At 61.0% G+C, this 22,882-nt stretch carries 21 protein-coding genes; 10 read left to right on the top strand and 11 right to left on the bottom strand.

The features are described 5' to 3' along the window. Positions 1-3: 3 nt before the first annotated feature. The gene (locus PXH66_RS00795; protein ID WP_330929332.1) at positions 4-1,884 is read left to right on the top strand and encodes a S8 family serine peptidase; all 1,881 of its coding nucleotides are present in this window, start codon (positions 4-6) and stop codon (positions 1,882-1,884) included. Between the two features lie 113 nt (positions 1,885-1,997). On the opposite strand, the gene PXH66_RS00800 is transcribed toward PXH66_RS00795, so the two are convergent. Together PXH66_RS00800 and PXH66_RS00805 are read right to left on the bottom strand one after the other, a co-directional pair. Beyond that, positions 1,998-2,384: a DUF488 domain-containing protein gene (locus tag PXH66_RS00800; protein ID WP_330929333.1), complete on the bottom strand. Its 387-nt coding sequence runs from the start codon at positions 2,382-2,384 to the stop codon at positions 1,998-2,000. A gap of 32 nt (positions 2,385-2,416) precedes the next feature. Beyond that, positions 2,417-3,184 carry a helix-turn-helix transcriptional regulator gene (locus tag PXH66_RS00805; RefSeq protein WP_330929335.1) on the bottom strand — a complete coding sequence of 256 codons (768 nt, stop codon included), beginning with the start codon at positions 3,182-3,184 and terminating at the stop codon, positions 2,417-2,419. Between the two features lie 150 nt (positions 3,185-3,334). On the opposite strand from PXH66_RS00805, the gene PXH66_RS00810 reads away from it, so the two are divergent. Further along, positions 3,335-4,231 (top strand): phytanoyl-CoA dioxygenase family protein, encoded by an 897-nt coding sequence (locus PXH66_RS00810; protein ID WP_330929336.1) that lies wholly within the window; start codon positions 3,335-3,337, stop codon positions 4,229-4,231. 235 nt (positions 4,232-4,466) lie between these two features. Beyond that, entirely contained in the window at positions 4,467-5,348 is an 882-nt protein-coding gene (locus tag PXH66_RS00815; protein ID WP_330932194.1) for a hypothetical protein, read from the top strand. Between the two features lie 144 nt (positions 5,349-5,492). On the opposite strand, the gene PXH66_RS00820 is transcribed toward PXH66_RS00815, so the two are convergent. The 3 genes from PXH66_RS00820 to PXH66_RS00830 are packed head-to-tail and all read right to left on the bottom strand — an operon-like array spanning position 5,493 to position 7,126. Beyond that, entirely contained in the window at positions 5,493-6,206 is a 714-nt protein-coding gene (locus tag PXH66_RS00820; protein WP_330929338.1) for a hypothetical protein, read from the bottom strand. A 15-nt stretch (positions 6,207-6,221) separates the two neighbouring features. Next, entirely contained in the window at positions 6,222-6,827 is a 606-nt protein-coding gene (locus PXH66_RS00825; protein WP_330929339.1) for a mobile mystery protein B, read from the bottom strand. After that, entirely contained in the window at positions 6,827-7,126 is a 300-nt protein-coding gene (locus tag PXH66_RS00830) for a helix-turn-helix domain-containing protein (protein WP_345784032.1), read from the bottom strand. Before PXH66_RS00830 ends, PXH66_RS00825 begins: the two co-directional genes overlap by 1 nt. 616 nt (positions 7,127-7,742) lie before the next feature. Between PXH66_RS00830 and PXH66_RS00835 the strand changes: the two genes are divergently transcribed. After that, positions 7,743-8,030: a hypothetical protein gene (locus tag PXH66_RS00835; protein WP_330929341.1), complete on the top strand. Its 288-nt coding sequence runs from the start codon at positions 7,743-7,745 to the stop codon at positions 8,028-8,030. Here the strand turns inward: PXH66_RS00835 and PXH66_RS00840 are convergent. From PXH66_RS00840 to PXH66_RS23180, 4 genes are all read right to left on the bottom strand, one after another. Beyond that, positions 8,027-8,656, bottom strand: coding sequence for an MOSC domain-containing protein (locus PXH66_RS00840; protein WP_330929342.1), 630 nt, complete (start codon positions 8,654-8,656; stop codon positions 8,027-8,029). The two genes, PXH66_RS00835 and PXH66_RS00840, sit on opposite strands and share 4 nt — an antisense overlap. Continuing rightward, the gene (gene metH / locus PXH66_RS00845) at positions 8,646-11,372 is read right to left on the bottom strand and encodes a methionine synthase (RefSeq protein WP_330929343.1); all 2,727 of its coding nucleotides are present in this window, start codon (positions 11,370-11,372) and stop codon (positions 8,646-8,648) included. Before metH ends, PXH66_RS00840 begins: the two co-directional genes overlap by 11 nt. A gap of 117 nt (positions 11,373-11,489) precedes the next feature. After that, a complete protein-coding gene (locus tag PXH66_RS00850) occupies positions 11,490-12,563 on the bottom strand; it encodes a homocysteine S-methyltransferase family protein (protein WP_330929344.1) in 1,074 nt (357 codons plus the stop codon). Then, complete coding sequence (locus tag PXH66_RS23180) at positions 12,560-12,910, bottom strand: hypothetical protein (RefSeq protein ID WP_425609078.1); 351 nt, start codon at positions 12,908-12,910, stop codon at positions 12,560-12,562. The genes PXH66_RS00850 and PXH66_RS23180 overlap by 4 nt, the downstream gene beginning before the upstream one ends. Positions 12,911-13,186: 276 nt before the next feature. Here PXH66_RS23180 and PXH66_RS00855 point away from each other — a divergent pair, with 276 nt between their 5' ends. The 6 genes from PXH66_RS00855 to PXH66_RS00880 all read left to right on the top strand — a co-directional run bounded on the left by PXH66_RS00855 (position 13,187) and on the right by PXH66_RS00880 (position 20,001). Beyond that, a complete protein-coding gene (locus PXH66_RS00855; RefSeq protein ID WP_330929345.1) occupies positions 13,187-15,061 on the top strand; it encodes a TonB-dependent receptor plug domain-containing protein in 1,875 nt (624 codons plus the stop codon). A 71-nt stretch (positions 15,062-15,132) separates the two neighbouring features. After that, positions 15,133-16,032, top strand: coding sequence for an ABC transporter substrate-binding protein (locus tag PXH66_RS00860; protein WP_330929346.1), 900 nt, complete (start codon positions 15,133-15,135; stop codon positions 16,030-16,032). Beyond that, positions 16,029-17,006, top strand: a complete 978-nt coding sequence (locus tag PXH66_RS00865; protein WP_330929347.1) for a FecCD family ABC transporter permease — start codon at positions 16,029-16,031, stop codon at positions 17,004-17,006. The genes PXH66_RS00860 and PXH66_RS00865 overlap by 4 nt, the downstream gene beginning before the upstream one ends. A gap of 145 nt (positions 17,007-17,151) precedes the next feature. Continuing rightward, positions 17,152-17,865 carry an ABC transporter ATP-binding protein gene (locus PXH66_RS00870; protein WP_330929348.1) on the top strand — a complete coding sequence of 238 codons (714 nt, stop codon included), beginning with the start codon at positions 17,152-17,154 and terminating at the stop codon, positions 17,863-17,865. Further along, positions 17,862-18,461 carry a cob(I)yrinic acid a,c-diamide adenosyltransferase gene (gene cobO, locus PXH66_RS00875; RefSeq protein WP_330929349.1) on the top strand — a complete coding sequence of 200 codons (600 nt, stop codon included), beginning with the start codon at positions 17,862-17,864 and terminating at the stop codon, positions 18,459-18,461. The genes PXH66_RS00870 and cobO overlap by 4 nt, the downstream gene beginning before the upstream one ends. Positions 18,462-18,498: 37 nt before the next feature. Beyond that, the gene (locus PXH66_RS00880) at positions 18,499-20,001 is read left to right on the top strand and encodes an FKBP-type peptidyl-prolyl cis-trans isomerase (protein WP_330929350.1); all 1,503 of its coding nucleotides are present in this window, start codon (positions 18,499-18,501) and stop codon (positions 19,999-20,001) included. A 19-nt stretch (positions 20,002-20,020) separates the two neighbouring features. Here the strand turns inward: PXH66_RS00880 and PXH66_RS00885 are convergent, their stop codons facing one another. Continuing rightward, a complete protein-coding gene (locus PXH66_RS00885; protein ID WP_330929351.1) occupies positions 20,021-20,791 on the bottom strand; it encodes a DUF547 domain-containing protein in 771 nt (256 codons plus the stop codon). 88 nt (positions 20,792-20,879) lie between these two features. Further along, the gene (locus PXH66_RS00890) at positions 20,880-22,748 is read right to left on the bottom strand and encodes an ABC transporter ATP-binding protein (RefSeq protein ID WP_330929352.1); all 1,869 of its coding nucleotides are present in this window, start codon (positions 22,746-22,748) and stop codon (positions 20,880-20,882) included. Positions 22,749-22,882: the final 134 nt, after the last annotated feature.

Genomic DNA, 22,882 nt, shown 5'->3' on the forward strand with positions numbered 1-22,882 from the left:
CCCATGTTGAAACTCACTCGTTTCGCTGTCGTCATGGCAGCATGGGCCTTCGGATTGGTCGTGGTATCGACGGCGGCCGAAAAACCGAAGATCACCTCGCAGGACCAGCTCCCGCGTTTCGAATATCCGGTCACGGGTCCAGTGACTGACATCCTCACCGATGAAGCAGCCTACACCGCCCTGGCCACGGCCGTGCGCGCGGATCTCGAAAAGCTGCTCGCGGACTACGACATCGAGGATCGCACCACCCTGCAGGGAATCATTGGCACCTTGATGAGCATGGATTTCCAGGCCGGGGACTATGATTCGGCCTTGGCCCATCTCGCGACGATTCGAGAGCTGGAGTCCAAACCCGCCAACAAGCTCACGGCCGGGCATTTGATGGAAAGTGTGATCGAGGCCCGCTCGATCGACTACGCGACCGATGCGGCCTACCGCGCGGCTTTCGCCAAGATCTATGCCGAGAAGATCAATGCACTGCCGTTTGAGATCGTGGGCGACAACATCAAGAGCTCCAAAGCCAGCGCCGAGATCGTCACCGAATCGCTCCTCGTGGGAGCGATGGAATCGCAAGTGCAGCCCGGTGTGGACAAGACCGGAACCATCAGCGGCGACGTTGCGCAGGGCCTGATCGGCCGGCATGTATCGATCGCCAGCTACATTCCGCTGCGGGAGGAGCGAGCCGCCGTTTTACAGGCGTTTATCGATGCCAATTTTGTCGCCAAGGCCGACATTTGGGCAGCGCGCAATGTCGTGTTGACCGACCATGCTGATCTACACCCGGTCACCATTGCCATTTGGGACAGCGGTATCGATACGGCGGTTTACCCGGACAACCTTTGGAGCAACCCGGCGGAAAAAGCCGACGGGATCGACAATGATGAGAATGGCTTCATCGACGACCTGCACGGCATTGCCTTTGACCTGCACTCCAATCGTGAACCGGAGTTGCTCGCACCGCTCACCGCCGAGCAACAAGCCGCGTATCCGGCCATGCGTGACATGACCAAGGGTCTGCTCGATCTGCAGGCCAGCATCGACAGTCCGGAGGCGACCGCGATCAAACAACACATGGGCAGCATCGAGCCCGACAAAGTGCAGCAGTTTTTCGAAGACCTCGGCCTCTTTGGCAACTTCACTCACGGCACGCACGTCGCCGGCATTGCGGCGGCGGGTAATCCGGCGGCCCGACTGATGGCTGCCCGGATCACCTTTGATTTCCGCACCATTCCCGACGTGCCGACCATGGAGCAGGCGATCAAGGATGCCGAAGCCTCTCGCGATGTCGTGGCCTATTTCCGCGATCATGGCGTGCGCGTCGTCAACATGAGCTGGGGCGGTTCGCCGCAGGGCATCGAAGCTGCCTTCGAGGCCAACGGTGCGGGTGGCACGCCCGAGGAGCGTCGGGTCAAATCGCGCGAAATGTTCGACGTCGCGCTCAAAGCGCTGACCGAGGCCATGCGCGATGCGCCCGACATTCTGTTCGTGGTGGCGGCCGGCAATAGTGACAACGACGCCGAGTTCTCCGACCTGATTCCGTCCGGTATCGATCTACCCAACATCCTGACCGTCGGGGCCGTTGATCAAGCGGGAGAGGAAACGTCCTTCTCGACCTTCGGCTCCAACGTCGATGTGCATGCCAACGGTTTCGAAGTTCCCAGCCATGTGCCGGGTGGCGAAGAGATGAACTACTCCGGCACGTCCATGGCCGCGCCCAATGTGGCTAACCTTGCTGGCAAATTACTGGCGGTGGCGCCCGATCTCACCACCTCGCAACTCGTGAGCCTCATCACGCTCGGCGCCCAGCGCAACGAGGACGGTCGCATCAACCTGATCAGCCCGAAGCGCAGCTTCGAGCTGCTCGCCGTGGTGCAGTCCGAATAACCGTCGCAGGCAGGTTATGTAGGAGCGTGCTCGCGCGCGATGAACGCGGCGCGCTGGTGCTTGAGAGGCAGGTGTTATCGCGCGCAAGCACGCTCCTACTTTAGGCAGACGAATTACGCCATATCCGCGCCGGCTTCGGCGAGCAGCTCACGCAGGATGGACCGGTGGCAACGCGTCTCGTTTTCGCAGTAGCAACCCACGGAAAAATGGGTCGTGTGCGACAACGTCGCCAGCAAGTTGATGTCGTGCTTGGCGGCAGGCGTGGCCATCTCGGCTTTGAATTTGCGCCCGAACGTCGTCCACTGTGCCGACGTTTCCGCAGCCAGCCCGAGCTTCATGGTATCGACACTCGGCGCGAGATTGGGGAACCACACGTCATACCAATCTTGTGAGGCGAACTCGCTCTTCAGCACGCCGCGCGGAGGACGTCGCACCGTGCCGATGCGGGTGCCTTCATCGGGTTTTCGAGGACTGCCAAGTCGAACCACGCGCAAGCTCATGGGAAAGATTTGGCGCGAATTGCCGGACGGCGTCAACGATCGGCGTTTCGGATGCCGCGTCGATAGGCCGTGGGCGGCACGCCGCATTTGGCGCGGAATTGGCGGGAGAAAAAGTAAACGTCATTGAAGCCCAACGCGGTCGCGATCTCGCCGACCGACAGCCCCGTTTCGGCGAGAAGCATGCGGGCTCGCATCATCCGCGCCTGCACGATGAAGGCCTGCGGTCTCATCCCGATCACGGCCGTGAAGACCTTGGAAAAATGATCGGGAGCGTAACCAGATTCTGCGGCGAGCTGAGCGATCGACCACGGTTGACCGGGTTCGGCCGAGATGCGCGCCGTGATGGCGTGAACGATCGATTCCTGCCGCCGTCGCGGACCGTTGGCGCGGTTTGATTCGTGGGTTGTCGAAGCCATGTGATCCCGCGCCAACACGTCGAGGGTCGTTCCCAATAGACGGCCCGCCAGTGCCGCATCGGAATCGGCCCAGCGCACCACCTCGGCCATGCTGGCGGCGGCGAAATCCAACGAGCGCACGGTGGTGATTTCAAACGGCGGCGCGATCGAATTGGATTTGGACAGAGTGAAGTGCACGAAGCTCACGCCGAGCCGGTCCTGGTCGTCCTGTTCGGCCAGGTAAGTTCGGCCCGGACGCATCCAGAGGCAGGTTCCGGGGGTGAGGGCAAACGACTGTCGGTCGATACGCACGCGACCTCGGCCCGCCCACACCAGCCAGAGGTCAAAGTCACGCAAACGCGCCGACCAAGCTGCATCCAAGCGCCAACCGGACTCACAACGCACACGCCCTGAAATACCGGATAAACGCAATGAACTGAGTGAAAATAACTTCAATAAGACGGAAAAATACAAATAAATGCCCGAAGAGTCCATTTCGATTTGGACGCGTTTCGCGTAGAGTGGGGAGGTGGGCGATGGCTCACGCTTTTTTATATGGAAACCTCTTCAACTTCTTCCGCTCCCGCCACCGTGGTGGGGTCCGATGGCACCCGTTTTGACGAAGGTGCCGAACTACATGCCCCCGAACTTTATCGCCCGACGAGCACGGCGCCGCAGGTGGATACGTTGGCCGACATCGGTCCGGCCGAAATCGCGTTTTATCGCGAACACGGTTACCTCTCCGTTCGCCAGGCTTACACGCCGGCCGAAGTTGACGATGCGATGGCGGGACTCAGCTCGCTGGTCATGGGGGAGAAACCCGATTTCAAAGACGTCTACTTCGAAGCGGCGGCGCGCGATCGCCTGCCACAAATGAAGGCGGAGGAACGTCTCGATGCGGTGCGTAAACTGGGCTGCTTCGTCGATCACGAAGCGCGCCTCAAAGCAATTTCCCATCATGCCCAACTGCTCTCCGTCGTCACGCGCTTGCTCGATGACCAGGAGCCCGAAATGTTCCAGGACATGGCATTGCTCAAGCCGCCGCGCATCGGCCGGGAGAAGCCGTGGCATCAGGATCACGCGTATTTCGATTACCCGCTCGACGCCAAGATCGTGGGGGTGTGGATCGCCCTCGATGAAGCGACGATCGACAACGGCTGCATGCAACTCCTGCCCGGTCGCCATCGCGAAGGACCGCAGATTCATTTCAAGCGCCGCGACTGGCAGATCTGCGACAAAGCCGTGCTCGGGCAAGAGTCAGTGGCTGCACCGCTCAAGCCCGGTGGTCTGTTGTTGTTCGATGCGAAGCTGCCGCATGGCACCCCGCACAACACCTCACCCAATCGCCGCCGTGCGCTGCAATTCCACTACGCGCCGACCGGTCTGAAGAACGCCCCAACGGCCGAACGCCTTGAGCACTTCGGGAGCGAAGGCAAAAACGTGAGCTGCTGATTTGCGGCACCGCATGATCCCATAGTGGCCGAGGCTTCCAGCCTCGGGGCTGCAGGGCGCGGCATCTTATTACCACCTTGGACGTGGGGCGGATCGTTTATGCATATGGTGCTAATTTGCCATGATGTGGGGGCATAAAAGGGGATGGGAAATAGGTGGTAAGCAGTTAAATAGTAGTAGTTTAAATAGTTTTCGAAATCTTGACCTGTTCGGCGGAGGAACCTGCGCTTAATGGATGATCTTACCTGATTTTGGCGTTCGTTTCGTATCGGTCATTAAACGAACGGGAGCGTTGGGCTTAGTAGCGGGAATCGTAGGGTTTACCGGTTCTTCGGATTTGACTGCCCAGCAGATTACCGCGTTGGGTGACGAAGGGTGGGGGGATCAAAGCGGCAGCACGGGCAACAGCTTTGGCGACTACTCTTATGAGTTCACGGAGAGCGGGCCGTTGGGCGAAAATGCAGTGAGACTAGTTGCGACGGGAACAGGAGAGCAGGCTGCTCTCGCCACCTTGGAACAGTTCAGCGGATTGAAAATCGCGGAATTCGACGGACTTGATTATTCCATTGAAAGCGTGCTCGGCACTTACTCGGCGTGGGCGGAAACTGCGGCGGCGGGATCGATGCCCAATTTAAAGATCTCACTCTACATTTCCGATACGTCATATACGGCTTCCCAAGTCGTGGACCGTTTGGATACGGAGGATCTGGAATGGGCGAAGACGTTGGTTTACCTCCCGGGCGGCTCGACCCCGACATCGGGCAGTTGGGAGTCGTTTGATGTAAGCAGCGCGGACTGGTGGTGGACCGGCGCATCGCAGGCGCACCAGTCGTTTGATTCCTGGATACCTGATGTCTTCGACTATGTCGACGGACTGCCGACACCGGCCTACCTTTACATCGGTTCGATCCAGTTCGGTCTCGGAGGGAGCTCGAACGAGAATTTACTCACCGGCTACGTCGACGAAATGGACGTGAGTTTTGGCAGCGCCGGCAGCTTTACCTACGACTTCGGTGCCTCCGCCGTGCCTGAACCCGCGCACTTCGCGCTGGGGTTGAGCATGTTGGCATTGGCCTCTGGAGTGATGCGCCGGAATCGCTTGCGTCCAGAGTATTGACCACGCGGGAAACAACTGCTTTTCCAGATAAGTGGACTCTTGAGTCCCTGCCAACCTAGATTCCGGACCTCTCGGTGATCGACAATAGGAGGGGGCTCCGACGAAGGATAACGAAAACTCAATCCGCTAACTCGACGGTTGTTGTCAGTAAGAGAGGAGTGCTTTGCCTTTGGTTGGGTGCAGCAAAACGACCTTTTCCCAAGGGGCTATCCTAGGACATGTGGAAATGACTTGAGCCTGCTCTTCGGCGTTTAAGTGCAACGCGATGTAGTCAACCAAGACTAACCACCATCGGTCGTATCGATCCAAGTAGGGAGCTACTTTCTTCGATTTTTCCTGCATGCAGTGGGTCAGATTCTGAGGAAGGAGTGAGAGCAGCCAACCCCCTTGATCCAAATCCTCCAAACCAGCCAGAGCGAATCGATTTTCATCGAGACCTGCCACGGGTCCCAGATATCTGATTTCAAGTTCCACGTTGGGGAGAATTTTGGCGCGGTAGTCTTTAGCCTCTAAGTTCTGCTCGAAATCTGCCAGCGCGCGGCTCAGGGCCTGGCGGTAGTTTTTGTTGGATGGTAATGGTCGCCGGATGAAGGTGGTGACCCAGTAGGTTTTCGCGTCATTGGTTTTCGGAAATTCGCGACAAATTTTATCGGTTAGGTGCCAAATCGGTATTCCACGAACATCCAGCCCTTGAGGGTTATCCTCAGTAAAATACTGCTCATCGAGACGTCGGACTTCTACGCCGATCTCGCTGTTGATAGCAAAGTCAGGTGTTTCGTTGAGGTAGGGTTCGTGAACCACCGATCCGAGGGTCAGAGTCTGAAGATACTTCAGGACGGTTTCTTCATCTCTATTCATCGCAAAAAGGTTCAGTTAACTGCGCGAGAATGCGAGGAGTGAGGCAAAATCTCCGGCGTCGGCTGCTTTGAGTGCAGTGAGGTAGTTGGATCGGGTTTCGCCTGAGGCGGTCAGTTTCGAGCCTCCTCCCCATGTAAAGATGGGACGGTCGAGCGCGACGGCGAGCCGGTCGGCCAAAAGCCGCGCGTGACGTCCGTTCCCGTTGCGCCAGGGATGGATGGCGACGAGGCCGTGGTGCAGGCGAACGCAGGTTTCGTCGGCCGGAAAGGTGGTGTAATCGATCCACGCTTGCGCGTCACCGAGGAGAGCGGTCAACCGAGTCGTGATTTCCGGCACGGGCACGCCGAGGTTGAGGTCGATGTCCCGTATTTTCCCGGCCCAGCGCCACACGCGCCGAAACATTCGTCGGTGCAGTTCCCGGACCAAGAGATGGTCGAGCAGGTTTGCAGGATTGAGCTTTCGCCGTGGCGAGAACAACCAACGTCGGGCTGCGAGAATATTTTCGCGTTCCAGTAAGTTGAGTTCGGCAAGGGTGACCACACTGGGAATGAGCCAGCGTTCCTCGTCCGGCGAAACGGGCGTGGTTCCGGAACCGTCGTGGCCGGATCGAGGGAAGGGCATCAGCTCAGTCGCTCTTTGATTTGTTGGTCGAGGTCATTGCTACCTTGATCCTCAAGCGACATGGAATGTTCGGTGGCCCGCAGGTGGGCGATCTCAGGATCGTGCTGAGCGGCAAGCTCCAGAAAAGTTTTTCTGTGGCGGGGGACAAGTGCGACCACGAGTTCGCAGTCGAGCGCCCCGGCGTAGCGTCGCAGGGTCGCGAGGGTGATGGTATCGGCTTTCTCGGACTTTTCGTAGTCTTGCACGGTGGGCACGGACACACTCAGGCCGCGCGCAATCGCTAAGCGCGACAGTCCCACTGCCTCACGAATGGCGCGCAACCATCCATGAATCGGGCGAGGGGTCGGGTGTAGTCCGTTCGTTGCGGATTCAAGACTACTTATGGCTATAGCCTTTTCAATTCTCTTCAAAGTATGGATAAGGCCATATAAAAAGAAATAAATAGCAAGTTATAACCATGATTGAGAACAGATGGGTCAATACCGTCAGGAGAGCGAAGAGTCTCAACTGTGCTCGAGTGGTTCAAGGCGCCTATAGGCGCACCGGAGAGGTTCGTGAGCCGGACGGTGCTTTTGCCTTCTCATTCCCGGTCACTGGCAGCGATTGTTGAGCGCCACTACCTAAGAAACTCACCCCTGGCACGTATCTTTCCCAATGCCCTCTTTACCTTTTCGAATTACTTTGGCGATTGGCTTGGCACTGGCGGGGTTGAGCGGTCTTTCGGCTCAGTCGTTCACGGCACCACTGCCATCGGCGGACGAGTTCGTGGCGTTGGCGAAGCGGGCGAATCGAGCGACCTTGGTCTATTTTAGACCGCCTCGGAGAACCGTTGAAATTACGGAACCCTCATGGTTCGAATTTCTTTCCGGCCTAGTCGATAAAACAACTTACGAACCACGAGAGCATTGTTTTTGTATGGTCGACCCCCTGCTCGAACTTTTCGAAAACGAGAAGCTGCTGCTCCGAATCACGATTCACCATGGCAATCGCATTCGTTTCAATCCGGCCTCCGGAACGGGCGGTGATTTCTTCATTGGTGATGAGGCGGGCCGGAGCTTCATCACTCTCATTGTGGGCGAACCGCTTCCTCCCATGGAACCGCCTTCGGTTTCCGAGCCGACGTGGTCGCCTCAACACGTTCCGCCGATCACGCCGCCCGCCTTTGAGTTGAGACTGGATCTGGACGTGTTGAGCCGGTTCTAGCTAGCGGTGTCGCGGCCGTCCACCGAGACTGCGGATCGGGCATAGACGGCGTCGCCGATGCGGAGGTGTGCCGACTTCGCGGCGGGGTAAATGCCGTAAAATCCTCGGGTGCCGTGGTTGAGAAACTGCAGGGCGGTTTTGAGTGCCGTCGTGGCAGCGGAGGGATTCGCGAGCGCGTAGGTGGCAAAGGGGGCGCAGGGTGCGGCGACCACGACTTTTTCGATAATCGCCGGGCCGCCGGCGGTAGCGATCTCGATCCCGCCCGCCACCTGCGCAAGCGTGATGGTCGACTCCGTTTCGATGATAATGTTCTCGCCGGCGGAACCGAGGGTCAGGTGTTCGCCGAATTCCCGCGCCATGGCGGCGTAGTGCGACGTGAAGCCGAACGACAGCCAGTTCGCACCCCAATGTTTGGAACGCGGATGGGTGGTGTTGTGCACGTCCAGAGTCTCCTCGCCGTTCGCAGCCAAGGCGGAGGCACCGGTGTTTGTCAGGCGGATCGAATCGACGCCTTGCAAGCCGCCAGGGTGGTAGACCTTTCGACCGTCGATTTCCTGCTTCAGGCTTTCCGGCTGAATTTGCAGCCGAACGATCCGGCCGAGAAGGACGGGTTCATCAGGCATCATAGTCCAGATACGGGCCGAGCCATTTCTCGGCGTCGGCGAGGTCGCGGCCGGCGCGTTTGGCGAGGTCGGTGACTTGGTCTTTGCCGACGTTGCCGACGGCGAAGTATTTGGACTCGGCGTGGTTGAGGTAGAATCCGCTGACGCTCGATGCCGGATACATGGCGTTGGATTCGGTGAGCTGGATGCCGGTCGCGGCCTCGACATCCATGAGCCGCCAGAGCTGCGGCTTTTGGGTGTGATCGGGGCAGGCGGGGTAACCGGGCGCGGGGCGAATGCCGCGATACTTTTCGCGCAGCATCTGCTGCATGGTGAGATCCTCCGTCTGACCGAAGCCGGCGAAGTCGCGGGCCTTTTTGTGAAAGAGTTCGGCCATGGCTTCGGCGATGCGATCGCCGAGGGTTTGCACGAGGATGGCGTTGAAGTCATCGCCCGCCGCCTTGAATTCCATGGAGAAGGCTTCCACGCCCGGACCGGCGGTGACGGCAAAGCCGCCGTAGTAATCGATGCGGCCGCTGGCCTTGGGCGCGATGTAGTCGGCGAGGCAGTGGTTGAACTGGTCGGCCGGTTTTTCGCGCTGTTGGCGGAGGAAGTGAAATGTCTCCAGAATTTCACTACGCGACTCGTCGGCGTAGAGTTCGACGGAATCGCCCACGGAGTTTGCCGGGAAGAAACCGATGATGGCGCGGGGCGAGAAGCGTTTCTCGGCCACGATGCGCTCCAACATCGCTTTCGCTTCACCGAGGAGTTTGGTGGCTTCGGTGCCGACAACCTCGTCGGTGAGAATGTCCGGGTAGCGGCCGTGGAGTTCCCAGGCACTGAAGAAGGGGCCCCAGTCCACGAAATCGATGATTTCGGGAAGGTCCAAGGGACAAGTATCAAGTGACAAGGAGTCGGAGGTGGCGTCGTTGGACGTGGCGAAAATCTTGGTGCCGAGGAAGGCCGGTTTGGGGATGTCGGCGGTGGCCCAGTCAAACTGAGGGGCGCGGGCGCGAGCCTGGGTGAGGGTGAGCAGGGGCTTGCGGTTGCGGCGTGCTTCGAAGGCTTCGCGCTGTTTGATTTGTTTGGTCTCGTTCTCAGCCATGAAGGCCGGTTTTTGGGCATCGCTGAGCAGGGCACTCACGACGTTGACCACGCGGGAAGCGTCGAGCACGTGAACCACGCCGGGCGCGTAGTTGGGCGCGACTTTGACGGCGGAGTGAGCGGGCGACGTGGTGGCGCCGCCGATGAGCAACGGCACAGTGAACCCGGCGCGGGTCATTTCCTTGGCGACGTGCACCATCTCGTCCAGGGATGGCGTGATGAGACCGGAGAGCCCGATGACGTCGGCACCGACCTCTTTGGCTTTGGCCAGAATTTTATCGCAGGGCACCATCACGCCCATGTCGATGACCTCGTAATTGTTACAAGCGAGCACGACGCCGACGATGTTTTTGCCGATGTCGTGGACGTCGCCTTTGACCGTCGCGATGAGGAACTTGCCTTGGGCTTTGGTGGCTTCGCCGGCGGCTTCGGCGCGGGCTTTTTCCTCTTCCATGAAGGGAGTGAGGTAGGCGACGGCCTTCTTCATCACGCGGGCGGATTTGACCACTTGGGGGAGAAACATTTTCCCGGCCCCGAAGAGGTCGCCCACAATACGCATACCGTCCATCAGCGGACCCTCGATGATGTCGAGCGGACGGGGGAAACGCGGGTCGACGCGGCATTCTTCGGTGTCGGCTTCGATGAAGGTATCGATGCCCTTGACGAGCGCATGGCTCATGCGGGATTCGACGGATTCCTCGCGCCACGCGGCGGCGGCGGGTTTGTCGGCGACCACGCCACCGGCTTTGGCGGCGTCGGCGGTGGCCTTGAGTTCTTCGGCGTGCGTGATGAGGGCCTCGGTGGCGTCCGGGTGGCGGTTGAGCAGGACGTCATCGACGAGGTCGCGCAGCTTGGGCTCGATCTCATCGTAGACGCCGAGCATGCCAGCATTGACGATGGCCATATCCATGCCCTCGCGGATGGCGTGGTAGAGGAAGGCCGTGTGCATGGCCTCGCGCACGGGATTGTTACCGCGGAAAGAGAAGGAGACGTTGGAGACGCCGCCGGAGACCTTGGCTCCGGGGAGGGTGTCCTTGATGATCTTCGTGGCCTGGAAGAAATCGACGGCGTAGTTGTTGTGCTCTTCGATGCCGGTGCCGACGGTGAGAATGTTGGGGTCGAAGATGATGTCTTCGGGCGGGAAGCCGATGCCGGTGAGCAGTTGGTAGGCGCGCGTGCAGATGCGGACCTTTTCGTCGCGGGTGGCGGCCTGACCCTGTTCGTCGAACGCCATGACGACGGCAGCGGCGCCGTAACGCATGAGCAGGCGGGCGCGGTGGAGAAAGGTTTCTTCGCCGTCCTTGAGGGAGATCGAGTTGACGATGCCCTTGCCTTGGAGGCACTGCAGGCCGGCTTCGAGCACGCTCCATTTGGAGGAGTCGATCATGATCGGCACGCGGCAGATGTCGGGCTCGGCGGCGATCAGGTTGAGAAACTTCACCATGGTCGCCTCGCCGTCGATCATGCCCTCGTCGACATTGATATCGATGACGTTGGCGCCGTTCTCGACCTGTTGGGCAGCAATGGCGAGACAGCCGTCCCAATCGCCGGCTTTGAGCAGCTTGGCGAAACGAGGAGAGCCGGTGATGTTGGTGCGTTCACCAACGACGAGAAAACTGGAAGCTGAATTGGTCACGGTGGGAAAATCGTTCTCTTAATCGTTATCGTTTCTCGTTCTCGGTTGGGTCTAGGTTCGACTCGAAGGCGACGGGCTCGAGAACGAGAAAGATTACGAGAACGAGAACGAATAAATTTAGGCTACGACCAGAGGTTCGAGGCCGGAGAGTTGCATGGTGGTGCGGCGGGCGGGAACCGGGCGGGGAGGGAGGCCTTTGACGGCTTCGGCGATGGCTTGGATGTGGTCGGGGGTGGAGCCGCAGCAGCCGCCGACGAGGTTGACGAAGCCGTCGGTCGCAAAGCTGCCGAGGTCTTCGCCCATGTGGGCGGGCGACTCGTCGTAACCGCCAAACGCGTTGGGCAAGCCGGCGTTGGGGTAACAGGTCACGTAGCACTCGGCGATGGAGGCGAGCTCTTCGAGATACGGGCGCATTTCCTTGGCGCCGAGGGCGCAGTTGATGCCGACGCTGAAAGGCTTGGCGTGGCGAATGGAATTGTAGAACGCAGCGATGGTCTGGCCGGACAGGGTGCGGCCGGAGGCGTCGGTGATGGTGACGCTGATCATGATCGGCAGGCGGGTGCCGGTTTCCTCAAACACGGTTTGAGCGGCGAAAATCGCGGCCTTGGAATTGAGGGTGTCGAAGATCGTCTCGATCAGGAGTGCATCGACGCCCGCGGCGACGAGGGCGCGGATCTGTTGAGTGTAGGCCGTGACGACCTGCTCCCATGTCACGGCGCGGTAGTCGGGCCGGTTGACATCGGGTGACATGGAGAGGGTGCGGTTTAGCGGACCGATGGCTCCGGCCACGAAACAACGACGGCCGGGCGCGGCGGCCTCGGCGGCATCGGCGGCGCGGCGGGCGCAGGCAACGGCAGCGGCATTGAGGTCGTCGACGATGGCTTCGAGCTTGTAGTCGGCCTGGGCGATCGTTGTGCCGCTAAAAGTGTTGGTTTCCACAATGTCCGCGCCGGCGGCGAAGTAGCGGGCGTGGATCTCCTCGATGATGTCAGGGCGGGTGAGGCTCAGCAGGTCGTTGTTGCCCTGCAGATCGTGGGCGTAGTCGGCGAAACGTTCGCCGCGAAAATCGGCTTCTTCGAGTTTGTAGCCCTGGACCACGGAACCCATGGCGCCGTCGAGCACGGCTATGCGCTCGGCGAAAAGGGCGTGGAGTTCGGCAAAGGCGGGAGAATCGGCAATGGCGGTCGTCATGGCAGGGCTTCGAACCAAGCACGGCTGACGCGCAATGCAAGAAACATATCAAGACATCGAAATATGTTGATATATGAAATGAAAATTGATTCGTCGGGCATGCCGTCCACCACGGCGAAGGTTCGGGGTTGATCTCTGGCCGGGAAGTCGTGGAGATCGCGGTCGTTCTTTCGATACACCGTTCCAGGACGCAGGGAAGGCCGTGTAATTCGGTCACAGTTGCGCTGCGGTAACACACCAGTCTGAAGCCCCATTCGGTCCCGCTCTGCGGGATCGGAGCACAGCCAATCATTCGCAGGAATGGTGAAGGCGGGGTAGAGGCAGAGCGCGCGAAGCGCGTAGGTCACAAGTGCCAGGGATCAAGTAGCAAGAAGTCGGAATCACCGGCCTTATCTTGGGACTTGAAACTTGAATCTTGTCACTTGCGAGCAAAGCGAGCCCGGGGCGTGTGAAGTCCGAACACCTGACCTGGAGCATCTCACGCGTGGGCCGCGAAACTTTTGCGCGCGGCCAATCACGCCTACTTCATCGCAAAAATGAAGCGTGAGAGCAGCTCATCTGCCGAAAGTCCCGACCGGACCGGAGGCAACTGCTCTTGCCTTATAAGACAGTTGTCCGAGTCCATGAATAACCTCCCTTCATTCGCTTCCGTGGGAAGCGTCCTTCGTATTGCGTCTGCCGTCACGGCGGGGGCCGCGCTCGCGAGCTTCGCCTCCGCGCAGACACCGGCCACGCCGCTCGATCCGTTCGTCACCACCGCCACGCGCACGCCGGTTTCGGCTGCGCAACTCGGTTCGGCCGTCGACGTGATTTCGGCGGCCGACCTGCAACGTCGCCAAGTCAACACGCTCGCGGGCGCCCTCAATACCGTGCCCGGCACGCCGAATTTTGCCTCCGGTGCAATGGGGGCGTTGGGTTCGATCTTTCTTCGCGGTGCCGAATCAGACCAGACGTTGTTTCTGGTCGATGGCATTCGGCTCAACGATCCCAATACCGACTATCAACTTTTCCTTGGCGGTTCCTGCGTGAGCGCGTGCGACAGCTTGGAAGTTTCGCACGGTCCGCAGAGCACGCTCTATGGTGGGGAAGCGATGGGCGGGGTGATTGCGATTGCGGCGCAACCCGGCACGGGCGAGCCGACCACGCGGCTCGGCTTTGAGGCCGGCTCCTTCGGCACGGTGCAGGGCACGATTTACACGCAGGGCCAGCTGGACGCGACGGCCTACGTCGTGTCGATCACGGGTGGTCACACCGAAAACGATCGGCCGAACAACGCTTTTGACAGCGCTAACCTCGTGGCGCGCATCGATCATGCGCTGGCGTCGGGCGTGCGTATCGGCGCGACGCTGCGCGGCTTTGAGGGGCGTTACGAATCGCCCGGTGATCGTTTCACCAACGATCCCGACAATACCGAAGACGAGTCCAACTGGCTCGCCACGGCTTACGCCGAGTTTGACCCGTCCGAGGATCTGCATGTGCGCGTGACGCTCGGCGGTCAGGCTCGCGAGTTTGTCTCCACCAACCCCGGCGGTTTCGGCACGCAGGTGACGACCGTGACCAACAAGCGCGGCGTGCTCGACAGTCAGGTTTCCTACACTGGTCTCGCCGGACATCGGCTGACGGGCGGAGTGACGGCGGAAGCCAACCATACGAAAAATGATGGTTTCGGTGACATCGACGAGAGCCAGTCACTGCTCGCCCTGTTCGTGCAGGATGAGATTGCACTCGGCGAACACGCCTGGCTCACGCTCGGCCTGCGTAGTGATGATCACGATACGTTTGGCCGCGCGACGACCGGTCGCGCGACGATTGCGTGGCAGGTCGTGCCGGAGCAGCTCAAGCTGCGCGCCAGCTACGGCACGGCGTTTCGCTCGCCGAGCTTTTTGGATCTGTATGGCCAGAGTTCCTATTACGCGGGCAACCCGGATCTGAATCCCGAAGAGGCGCGCGGTTGGGATGTCGGGGCGGATTTTTACTTCGCCGACAATCGCGGCACGCTGAGCGCGACGTATTTTGATTCCGACTACGATGATCTGATCATCTTTGACTTCGGGGTGTCGCCCGGCACGACGGCCAATGTCGATGCGGCCCGCACGCGCGGGGTCGAGACCAGCGGACGTTGGTCGGTGGGCGAGGGCACGGAGCTGCGCTTCAACTACACTTATCTCGACGCGACCAACGAGAGTAACGGCACGCGCTTGCTGCGGCGTCCGCGTCACTCGGGCGGCGTCGATGTTTGGCACGACTTTGGCAACGGCTTCGATCTTGGCGTGGGGCTCGGTTTCGTGGCCGACCGCGAGGATGTTCACGCCGCGACGTTTGGCACCATCGACGCGGAGAACTATGCCGTCGCCCGCGTGTATGCGGCGTGGCAGGTGCGCGCGGACGTGAAGCTGCGGGCTCGCGTCGAGAACGCGTTGGACGAAAGCTACGAGCAAGTGCACGGCTTCCCGCAACCGGGCGTCGGCGCTTACGCTGGCGTCGAGTGGACGTTCTAAAAATTAACCACGAAATACACGAAACACCCGAAAGCTGAGGGACGAACTTGGCTTTCGTTTTTTAACCACAGATGAACACAGATGGACACAGATTCAGAGGCACCGCGCTGCAGGCTTGTCTGGGTTTATCTGTGTTCATCTGTGGTTGTTTTTTGGGCGGATTGAAGGCGGAGGCGGCCGACCCTATCCGGGTGGTTTCGCAGACGGTGGGGACGGATGAATTGTTGTTGGCGGTGGCGGACGCGGAGCAGATTGCGGCGTTGAGTCACTTGGCGGCGGAGACGGAGTTTTCGGCGGTGGTGGCGGAGGCGCGGGATTTTCCTTTGCTTACCAAGGGCGGGGACGCCGAAACGATTTTGAAGTATCGGCCCACGCACGTGCTGGTCGCCGATTACAGTCGGGCGGACTTGGTGGCGCAGCTGGAACGCGCGGGCATCGTGGTGATGAAGTTTACGAAGTATCACACGCTGGATGATGCGTTTGAGAATTTACGGTGGTTGGCGGAGGTATTGGGGCCGGAGGCGGAGGCGCGGGCGGAGCGCGTGATCGCGGACACGCAGGCTCGCTCGCGGGCGCTCGCGACGCGGCTGGACGGAGTGCGCTTGGTCAAAGTGATCGCACCATCGACCTACGGCGTGATTGGCGGTGCGGGCACGACGTTTCAGGATTTGTGCGACCATGCGGGCGGAGAAAATCTGGCGAGCACGGTGGGTGGTTTGACGGGCCATGAGCCGACGCCGCGCGAGTCGATGCTGACCTGGCCGGTGGAGAAAGTTGTGGTGGCGGGTAAAGATCGGGCGATGGCATTGGAGCCGTATGCGCGGTTGGCGCCCTATCAGTTCATGGCTGCGGTTAAGGACGGTCGGGTGGCGTTGATCGAGCCGTGGATGATGAGCACGGTGTCACATCATCGCGTGGCGGCGTATGAACAACTGGCGCGTGAACTGCATCCGGAGGTGTTTGCCAAGTGAAGAGCGACACCGGATCGACGGGACCATTGTTGGCCGCAGTCGGCGTGCTGTTGGTCGCGTTGCTGGGATCGCTCGGCGTGGGCGACATGGCGTTGTCGCCGAAGATGATTTGGGCGGGGTTGACGTATCAGGACGACATGGCGGCGGTGGTATTGTGGAACATCCGATTGCCGCGGGCCTTGGTCGCGGTGGAAATCGGGGCGGCGTTGGCGGCGAGCGGCTTGGTGATGCAGGCGTTTTTTCGCAACAGCCTCGCGAGCCCTGGACTTCTCGGCGTGAGTGCGGGTGGTTCGGCGGGAGCGGTGGTCGCGATCGCGGCGGGTTGGGCGACGACGTCGTTTTTTGTGGTGCCGACGGCGGCGATCGTCGGTGCGATGCTGGCGACAGTGGCGGTGATTGGCTTGGCCAAACGGGGGGCGAGCACGGAGCGACTGCTGTTGGCGGGTATTGCGCTCAACGCGTTGCTCGGTGCGATCACGAGTTACGTGTTGTCGAACTTTACGCTGAGTTATGAGCGCAACGCGCAGATCATTTTCTGGCTGTTGGGGGGACTGGAGGATCGCACCTGGGAACACGTGACGATGGCGGCGCCGATTGTGGTGGGAGCGGCGTTGTTGTGGCCATTGGGGCGAGCGATGGACCTGCTGAGTTTGGGGGGGGACGAGGCGCAAAGTCTGGGCGTGGATGTGCGCAGCGTGCGCCGACGCATGTTGGTCTTGGCGACGGTGATGACGGCGTTGGCGACGGCGGTGGCGGGCACGGTGGCGTTTGTGGGGCTGGTGGTCCCGCATCTGTTACGGCTGGCGTTTGGCCCGGGACATCGGCGGCTGGTGCCGTTGTCACTGATCGGGGGCGCGGCGTTTGTCTTGATCTGTGATGTAATCGGCCGTTCGGCCGGCAATGTGCGGCTGGGTATTGTCACCTCGCTGGTGGGCGGTCCGTTTTTCCTGTGGATGCTAAGGAGGGCCGGTTGATGAGCTTTTGCCGACGCCGGAGTGTCGGGCGTAAAGCCCGACCCACATCGTGGTATGGAGCTCATGCGTGGGTCGGGCTTTATGCCCGACATCATTCTCGATGGCACTCGATTGTCTCTGGTGAAAAAAGAACGGAGGCGTGGATATGAAGGCGCTCGAGTTGAACAACGTCGCGGTGGCGGGGCGCCTTGAGCCGATGAGTCTGGCGTTGGAGCCGGGGCAATTGGTCGGGTTGGTGGGACCAAATGGTAGCGGGAAGTCCACGTTGTTGTCGATCGCCGCCGGACTGTTGGATGGTGGCGGCGACGTGCGTTGGGGCGGGAAACCGTTGGCCGGTATTCCAATGGTGGAGCGCGGCCGACTGGCGGCGTGGGTGCCGCAGGAGGCGCGGTTCGAGTTTGGGTTTTCGGTCCGCGAGGTCGTGGGGCAGGGACGTTTCGCGCACGGCGATGATGACGAGGGCGTGGCGGAGGCGCTGGCCCGGTTTGATTTGGAGGCGTTGGCCGAACGGCCGGTAAATCGGCTTTCGGGTGGGGAGCGTCAGCGGGTGATGTTGGCGCGGGCTCTCGCCACGGACGCGCGGTTGCACTTTTGGGACGAACCCTTGGCGGCGCTCGATGTGCGGCACGGATTGGCGGGGTTGAAGCTTGCGGCTGAACTGACCGGTCGGGGCAAGACGGTGGTGATGTCCCTGCACGATTTGCGGGCGGCCCACTGTCTTGATCGGCTCATCCTGCTTGATCGGGGCAAACTGGTGGCAATCGACAGACCGGAGGCCGTGTTGACGGCGGAGCGGCTGAGCGCGGTGTTTGGCGTGCGGTTGCGTCACGGCGAAGGCCCGATATTGGAATTACCATGAGCAAAACCAGCGCAGCCGACGAGCATCGTGAGAAAATGGAAACGATGCAGCACAAGATGAAGGCCAAGATGAAGGCGGCGCAGGAGAAGCGTGGTCTCATCATTGTGAATACGGGCAACGGCAAAGGCAAAAGCACGGCCGCTTTCGGCGTGCTGGCTCGCACCCTCGCCCACGGTGGCAAGGCAATGGTGGTGCAATTCATCAAGGCGACCGCGGATGCGGCGGAGAAAGTGCTGCGGGGGCCGCAGCTCACCTGGCACGCGGTGGGCGGAGGGTTTACCTGGGACACCCAGGACAAGGCGGCAGATATTGCACTGTGCGAAAAAGGTTGGGCGCTGGCGGTGTCGGCCATGAGCGATCCTGAGTTGAAACTGCTGGTGCTCGATGAGCTCAACGTGGTGTTGAGCTTCAACTATCTGCCGCTGGGGGCGGTGTCGGCCGCCCTGCGCGAAAAATCGCCGGACCTGCATGTCGTTATCACGGGACGCGATGCGCCGGATGACTTGATCGAACTGGCGGACTTGGTGTCGGAGATCGGCGAGCTGAAGCACCCGTTTTCCCGGGGCGTAAAAGCGCAGGCCGGACTGGAATTTTAAGTAGAGTTCAATTGAGGTCGCGGCTAAAGGTAGCGCCGTGAAATCCATTATTGCCTGCGTCGTCGCGGCGCTGCTGATCGGTTGCTCGCGGACCGAAGCGCCACCACTCATCACCACCGAATCGGGACTGACGATTGAAGTGACTCGTCGGGGTGACGGACCGCTGCCGCAGGAAGGGCAGGTGGTGATCGCGCATTATACCGGCACGTTGGCCGACGGCACGGTGTTCGATACGAGTCGGGACGGCGGGCAACCCTTCGCGTTCACGCTGGGTCAACGGCAGGTGATCAAGGGCTGGGACGAAGGGTTCAGACTGTTGCACGTGGGTGATCAGGCGACGCTGACGATTCCGCCGGAGCTGGCTTACGGTGATCAGGACCGGGCGAAGATCCCCGCCCATTCGACGCTGCGTTTCGAGGTGGAGCTGATCGCGCTGAAAACGCACGCGCTGGCTGACTTGTTAAGGGCGGCGTTTGAGTCCGGTGGAGTCGACGCGATGCAGGCGAAGTATGCCGAACTCGCCGCCATTGATTTCGGGGATGCGCACGTGAGTGAAGGGCAGTTGAATGGATTGGGCTATCGGCTCCTGTTTACGAACGAAACGGCGGCGGCACGGGCCGTGTTCGAGTGGAACGTGGCGCAGTTTCCGGAGTCGGCCAACGTCTACGACTCGCTGGGCGAAGCGTGCGTGAAGGCGGGAGACCGCGAGGCGGCGCTGGCGAACTATCGCAAGTCGCTCGAGCTCGATCCGACCAACTCAAATGCGGAAACCTTCATTGCCGCCCTCACGGCCGCCGGTGACGGAGCGGATGGCCTCGCGCTCATGCAGGAGAAGATGGCGATCGAGAGCGAATTGATGACGGTCTTCTCGCTGCAGGCCGAGGGCGAGGTCGTCGATCTGGGGGCACTGGGCGGGAAGATTGCCGCATTTTTGACCAAGCCAGCGGATGATGCCGCGGGCTACGCGCTGGTGCGAAATTATTCCTATTTGGTGGAGTCGGTGGACTTGGATCAGGCAGTGGCGCTGTGGCGTTCCTATCTGAACAGCCCGAATGCGGCGGTGCGGGAGTTTGCGACCAACAAGATGCGATTCGCGTCCGAGTTGGAAGCTCCGCTGGAGCTCTCGTTTACGGCGATTGATGGACGCGAAGTCGATCTCGCCGCGATGCGCGGGAAAGTTGTGTTGGTGGACTTTTGGGCCACGTGGTGTGGCCCGTGCATCGAGGAGCTGCCCAACGTGAAACGCGTTTACGCGGCCTATCACGATCAGGGATTCGAGATCGTCGGCATCTCGCTCGATCGTCCCGGCGACCTGCAAAAACTCACAGACTTTGTGGCGCGCGAACAGATGACCTGGCCTCAACAGTTTGAAGGGAAAAAGCACAATGAAGGCGGCAACGCCATGGCTGAGCGTTTCGCCGTCACCGGCATCCCGGCGATGTTGCTCGTCGATCGCGACGGCATGATCATTTCAACCAACGCTCGCGGCGAAAAACTCGAAACCGAAGTGCGCCGACTGCTGGGTTTGACGCCGTTGTAGCCGACGCGGGTCGGGCCGTTCAGTGCCGGTCGTTGAGGTCCCAGTCGTAGTCCAGATAGCTTACCTTCCAGCCGTCGGGATCGCGGCGCAGGCTGCGGGCGATGTCGGCGGTGGTGAAATCGGCGATGAAGTCGAGGATGGCGGTTTGGTTACCGCCGAAGTCATCGGCGAACCAATTGAATATTTGGGAGAGGCGGGCGGTGCGTCGGCGACCATCGATCTCGTTGCGGTGCGCGAGAAACCACCGGCCTTGGTCGTTGAGTTGCGCGTTTAAGTCGGTGGCAGTGTAAGCCTCGTGGCGCAGCTTGGGGCAGGAAACTGCCGCGCAAACCAGCGCGAAATGGATGCGTGCATCGTTGAATTGGGGCCGGATAATTTCGTGTTCGATGAACTCCAGCGTGTAGGCGCGGCCGCCGACGATCGCCAACGGGATGTCCCACGGCTTTCCTTGGTCGACATCGTCGGTTTGGCCCACGGCCGTGATCGTGCGGATGGTGTCGACCGGATACACGGAAGCGATGAGCTTCAGCGTGTAAGCGTTGTAGGCATTGATCCAAAACGCGAGTTGGGCATCGCGGGACGCCAATGTGGTCGGATCAGTCGCCGCGAGCTCGGCGAGGTAGGCGTCGAGACGTGGATCCTTTTGAATCCGGCGGTAGTCAACCTCGGCCCCCCGCACGTGGTCCTGGAGCAATGCGGTATAAACGGCGTCATTCACTCCCGCGACGGCCGTGGCAGCTCCGAAAAGAAGCACGATCAAGCTGGGCAGGAGATGGAGGCGTTGCCGCATGGGTCAAATTGAGCGCCGAGCGGTCCGGACTATTCCCGCTGGTTTCACGTTTGAGAAGTTTAGCCACCGCCGGAGGTGGAGTGAAGGTTCAAGTCGCATCGGGGCTGCTGAACTGGCGGTAGAGTTCGGCGTAGGTGCCGGCCTGCTGGACGAGTTCGTGGTGGGTGCCGCGTTCGATGATGCGGCCTTGGTCGAGCACGAGCACGAGGTCGGCTTCCCGAATCGTGCTCAGGCGGTGCGCGACGATGAAGCTGGTGCGTCCGGCGAGCAGCACGCGCAGGGCGTGTTGCAGGCGCGACTCGGTGACGGCATCGATGGAGCTGGTGGCTTCGTCGAGCACGATGAGGCGCGGGTTGGCGATCATGGCACGGGCGATGCACACGAGTTGGCGTTGGCCGAGAGACAGACCGGAGCCCCGTTCCCCGACGTCGGTGTCGAGCCCGCGGGGTAACGCGTCGAAGAGATCGGCGCAACCGAGTTGGTCGATGGTGGCGCGCACGGCGGCATCGTCGGCGTCGGGTCGACCGCGCCGGATGTTGTCGCGAATCGTGCCGCTGAAGAGGAAGTTGTGCTGGGTGACCATGCCCATCCGGCGATGCAGGGAATCGCTGTCGATGCCGGACAGGTCGCGACCGTCGAGCCGGATCGTTCCGGACGTGGGCGGGTAGAACTTGGTGACGAGATTGAGAATGGAGCTCTTGCCGCTGCCGGTGTGGCCGACGAGTGCGATGCTTTGCCCGGCGGTGGCGGCAAAAGTGATGTCGTGCAGGACCGGTTTGTCGGCGGTGTAGCCGAAGTGAACACGGTCGAACTCGACGGTGACGCCGGCGGATTCGGCGTCGTTGGGCTCGGCCAGAGGCGTGGCGTCGGGCGGATCGCTCCACTCGGGTTTCCGGTCGATGAGCCGGAATACGCGCTCGGCTCCGGCCATGGCGATGAGGGCCTGGTTGAACTGGTTACCCAACGTTTGGATCGGCGCGAAAAACACGTTGGCGAGGAAGAAGAACTGGATGAGGTCGGCGACTTCCATGGCGCCGTCAAACGCCCGCCAGCCGCCGAGCAGCAGGAGGCACGAGATGAAAAACTGGCTGTTGAGTTCGAGCAGCGGCTGCAACACGGCAGAGGTGCGGGCGAGCGCCATGTTGTAGCTGGCGTGATCGGCCACGAGTTCGCGGAAGAGGCCGGCGTTGTGACGTTCGCGGACGAAGCCCTGCGTGACCCGGATGCCGCCGACGGACTCGGCCAGGCTGGCGGTCACGCGGCTAAAACTCTCCTGCGTCGCGCGCGAGTCGCGGCTGAGTTTGCCCCGAAAATGATGATTGAGGCCCCACAGCACTGGCGCGAGGCCGGCGATGATGAGAAACATGACCCAGTCCGTCCACGCCATGAGCAGCGCCGCGCAGGTCATTTGTCCGAGTTGCACGATACTCACGAAGAACACGTCCTGGATGCCGGTGCGCAACGTCTGCACATCGGAGGTCATGCGGCCGATGATGGAGCCGGTTTTTACGCGATGGAAAAACGCCATCGGTTGCCGTTGCACGGCGGCGAAGATTTCACCCCGCAGGCGGTTGACCACGGACTCACCCAATTCCTGGGCGAAGCGTTGGCGGAAGTGGAACAGAAAATCGGTGCTGATCGCGAGGGCGAGATAGCCCAGCACCGCCCAGGTCAGCGTGGACGTATCGTGTCCCGAGATGGGGCCGGAAATGATTGCACCCACCATCCACGCCAGGGCGGGCAGTTGCCCGGAACGCACGAGCGTGAGCGCCACGAGAGCGTTGCGCTTGGCGGCGATGGGCCGGGTGTAGGAAAAGAGCCGCTGCAGGATGCCCCAGTCCAGTGGTCGGGTCCGGGCTTCGTTTTCCTCCTCGTCGCGGCGCAGGCGCACGAGCCCCAGATCGCGCGGCGTGCGAGGTGGGCCGCTGGGGGTGCGGATCGGATCCATGGCGCTCATGTCGGGATGATTTCCGGCCAGGTCCGGGGAATTTCGGAAGGGCGGCGGATGTCGTGAAGTAGGCTGCGAGCTTGCTCGCGCGGGTTGTGGGGGTGGGGCGAGGGAGCGGCCGCGGGAGCGCCTGCAAGCAGGCG

Origin of the sequence: Synoicihabitans lomoniglobus (assembly GCF_029023725.1) — a bacterium.
GTDB classification, from domain to species: Bacteria; Verrucomicrobiota; Verrucomicrobiia; order Opitutales; family Opitutaceae; genus Actomonas; species Actomonas lomonigloba.

What these genes read in the sequence shown, in the direction of transcription:
- PXH66_RS00825 (WP_330929339.1), bottom strand. Translation starts at nt 6,827, where the DNA reads ATGCCCTTCCCTCGATCCGGCCACGACGGTTCCGGAACCACGCCCGTT.
- PXH66_RS00820 (WP_330929338.1), bottom strand. Translation starts at nt 6,206, where the DNA reads ATGAATAGAGATGAAGAAACCGTCCTGAAGTATCTTCAGACTCTGACC.
- PXH66_RS00815 (WP_330932194.1), top strand. Translation starts at nt 4,467, where the DNA reads ATGATCTTACCTGATTTTGGCGTTCGTTTCGTATCGGTCATTAAACGA.
- PXH66_RS00835 (WP_330929341.1), top strand. Translation starts at nt 7,743, where the DNA reads ATGGTCGACCCCCTGCTCGAACTTTTCGAAAACGAGAAGCTGCTGCTC.
- PXH66_RS00800 (WP_330929333.1), bottom strand. Translation starts at nt 2,384, where the DNA reads ATGAGCTTGCGCGTGGTTCGACTTGGCAGTCCTCGAAAACCCGATGAA.
- PXH66_RS00860 (WP_330929346.1), top strand. Translation starts at nt 15,133, where the DNA reads ATGAACACAGATGGACACAGATTCAGAGGCACCGCGCTGCAGGCTTGT.
- PXH66_RS00855 (WP_330929345.1), top strand. Translation starts at nt 13,187, where the DNA reads ATGAATAACCTCCCTTCATTCGCTTCCGTGGGAAGCGTCCTTCGTATT.
- PXH66_RS00850 (WP_330929344.1), bottom strand. Translation starts at nt 12,563, where the DNA reads ATGACGACCGCCATTGCCGATTCTCCCGCCTTTGCCGAACTCCACGCC.
- PXH66_RS00870 (WP_330929348.1), top strand. Translation starts at nt 17,152, where the DNA reads ATGAAGGCGCTCGAGTTGAACAACGTCGCGGTGGCGGGGCGCCTTGAG.
- cobO (WP_330929349.1), top strand. Translation starts at nt 17,862, where the DNA reads ATGAGCAAAACCAGCGCAGCCGACGAGCATCGTGAGAAAATGGAAACG.
- PXH66_RS00890 (WP_330929352.1), bottom strand. Translation starts at nt 22,748, where the DNA reads ATGAGCGCCATGGATCCGATCCGCACCCCCAGCGGCCCACCTCGCACG.
- PXH66_RS00885 (WP_330929351.1), bottom strand. Translation starts at nt 20,791, where the DNA reads ATGCGGCAACGCCTCCATCTCCTGCCCAGCTTGATCGTGCTTCTTTTC.
- PXH66_RS00840 (WP_330929342.1), bottom strand. Translation starts at nt 8,656, where the DNA reads ATGATGCCTGATGAACCCGTCCTTCTCGGCCGGATCGTTCGGCTGCAA.
- PXH66_RS00795 (WP_330929332.1), top strand. Translation starts at nt 4, where the DNA reads ATGTTGAAACTCACTCGTTTCGCTGTCGTCATGGCAGCATGGGCCTTC.
- PXH66_RS00810 (WP_330929336.1), top strand. Translation starts at nt 3,335, where the DNA reads ATGGAAACCTCTTCAACTTCTTCCGCTCCCGCCACCGTGGTGGGGTCC.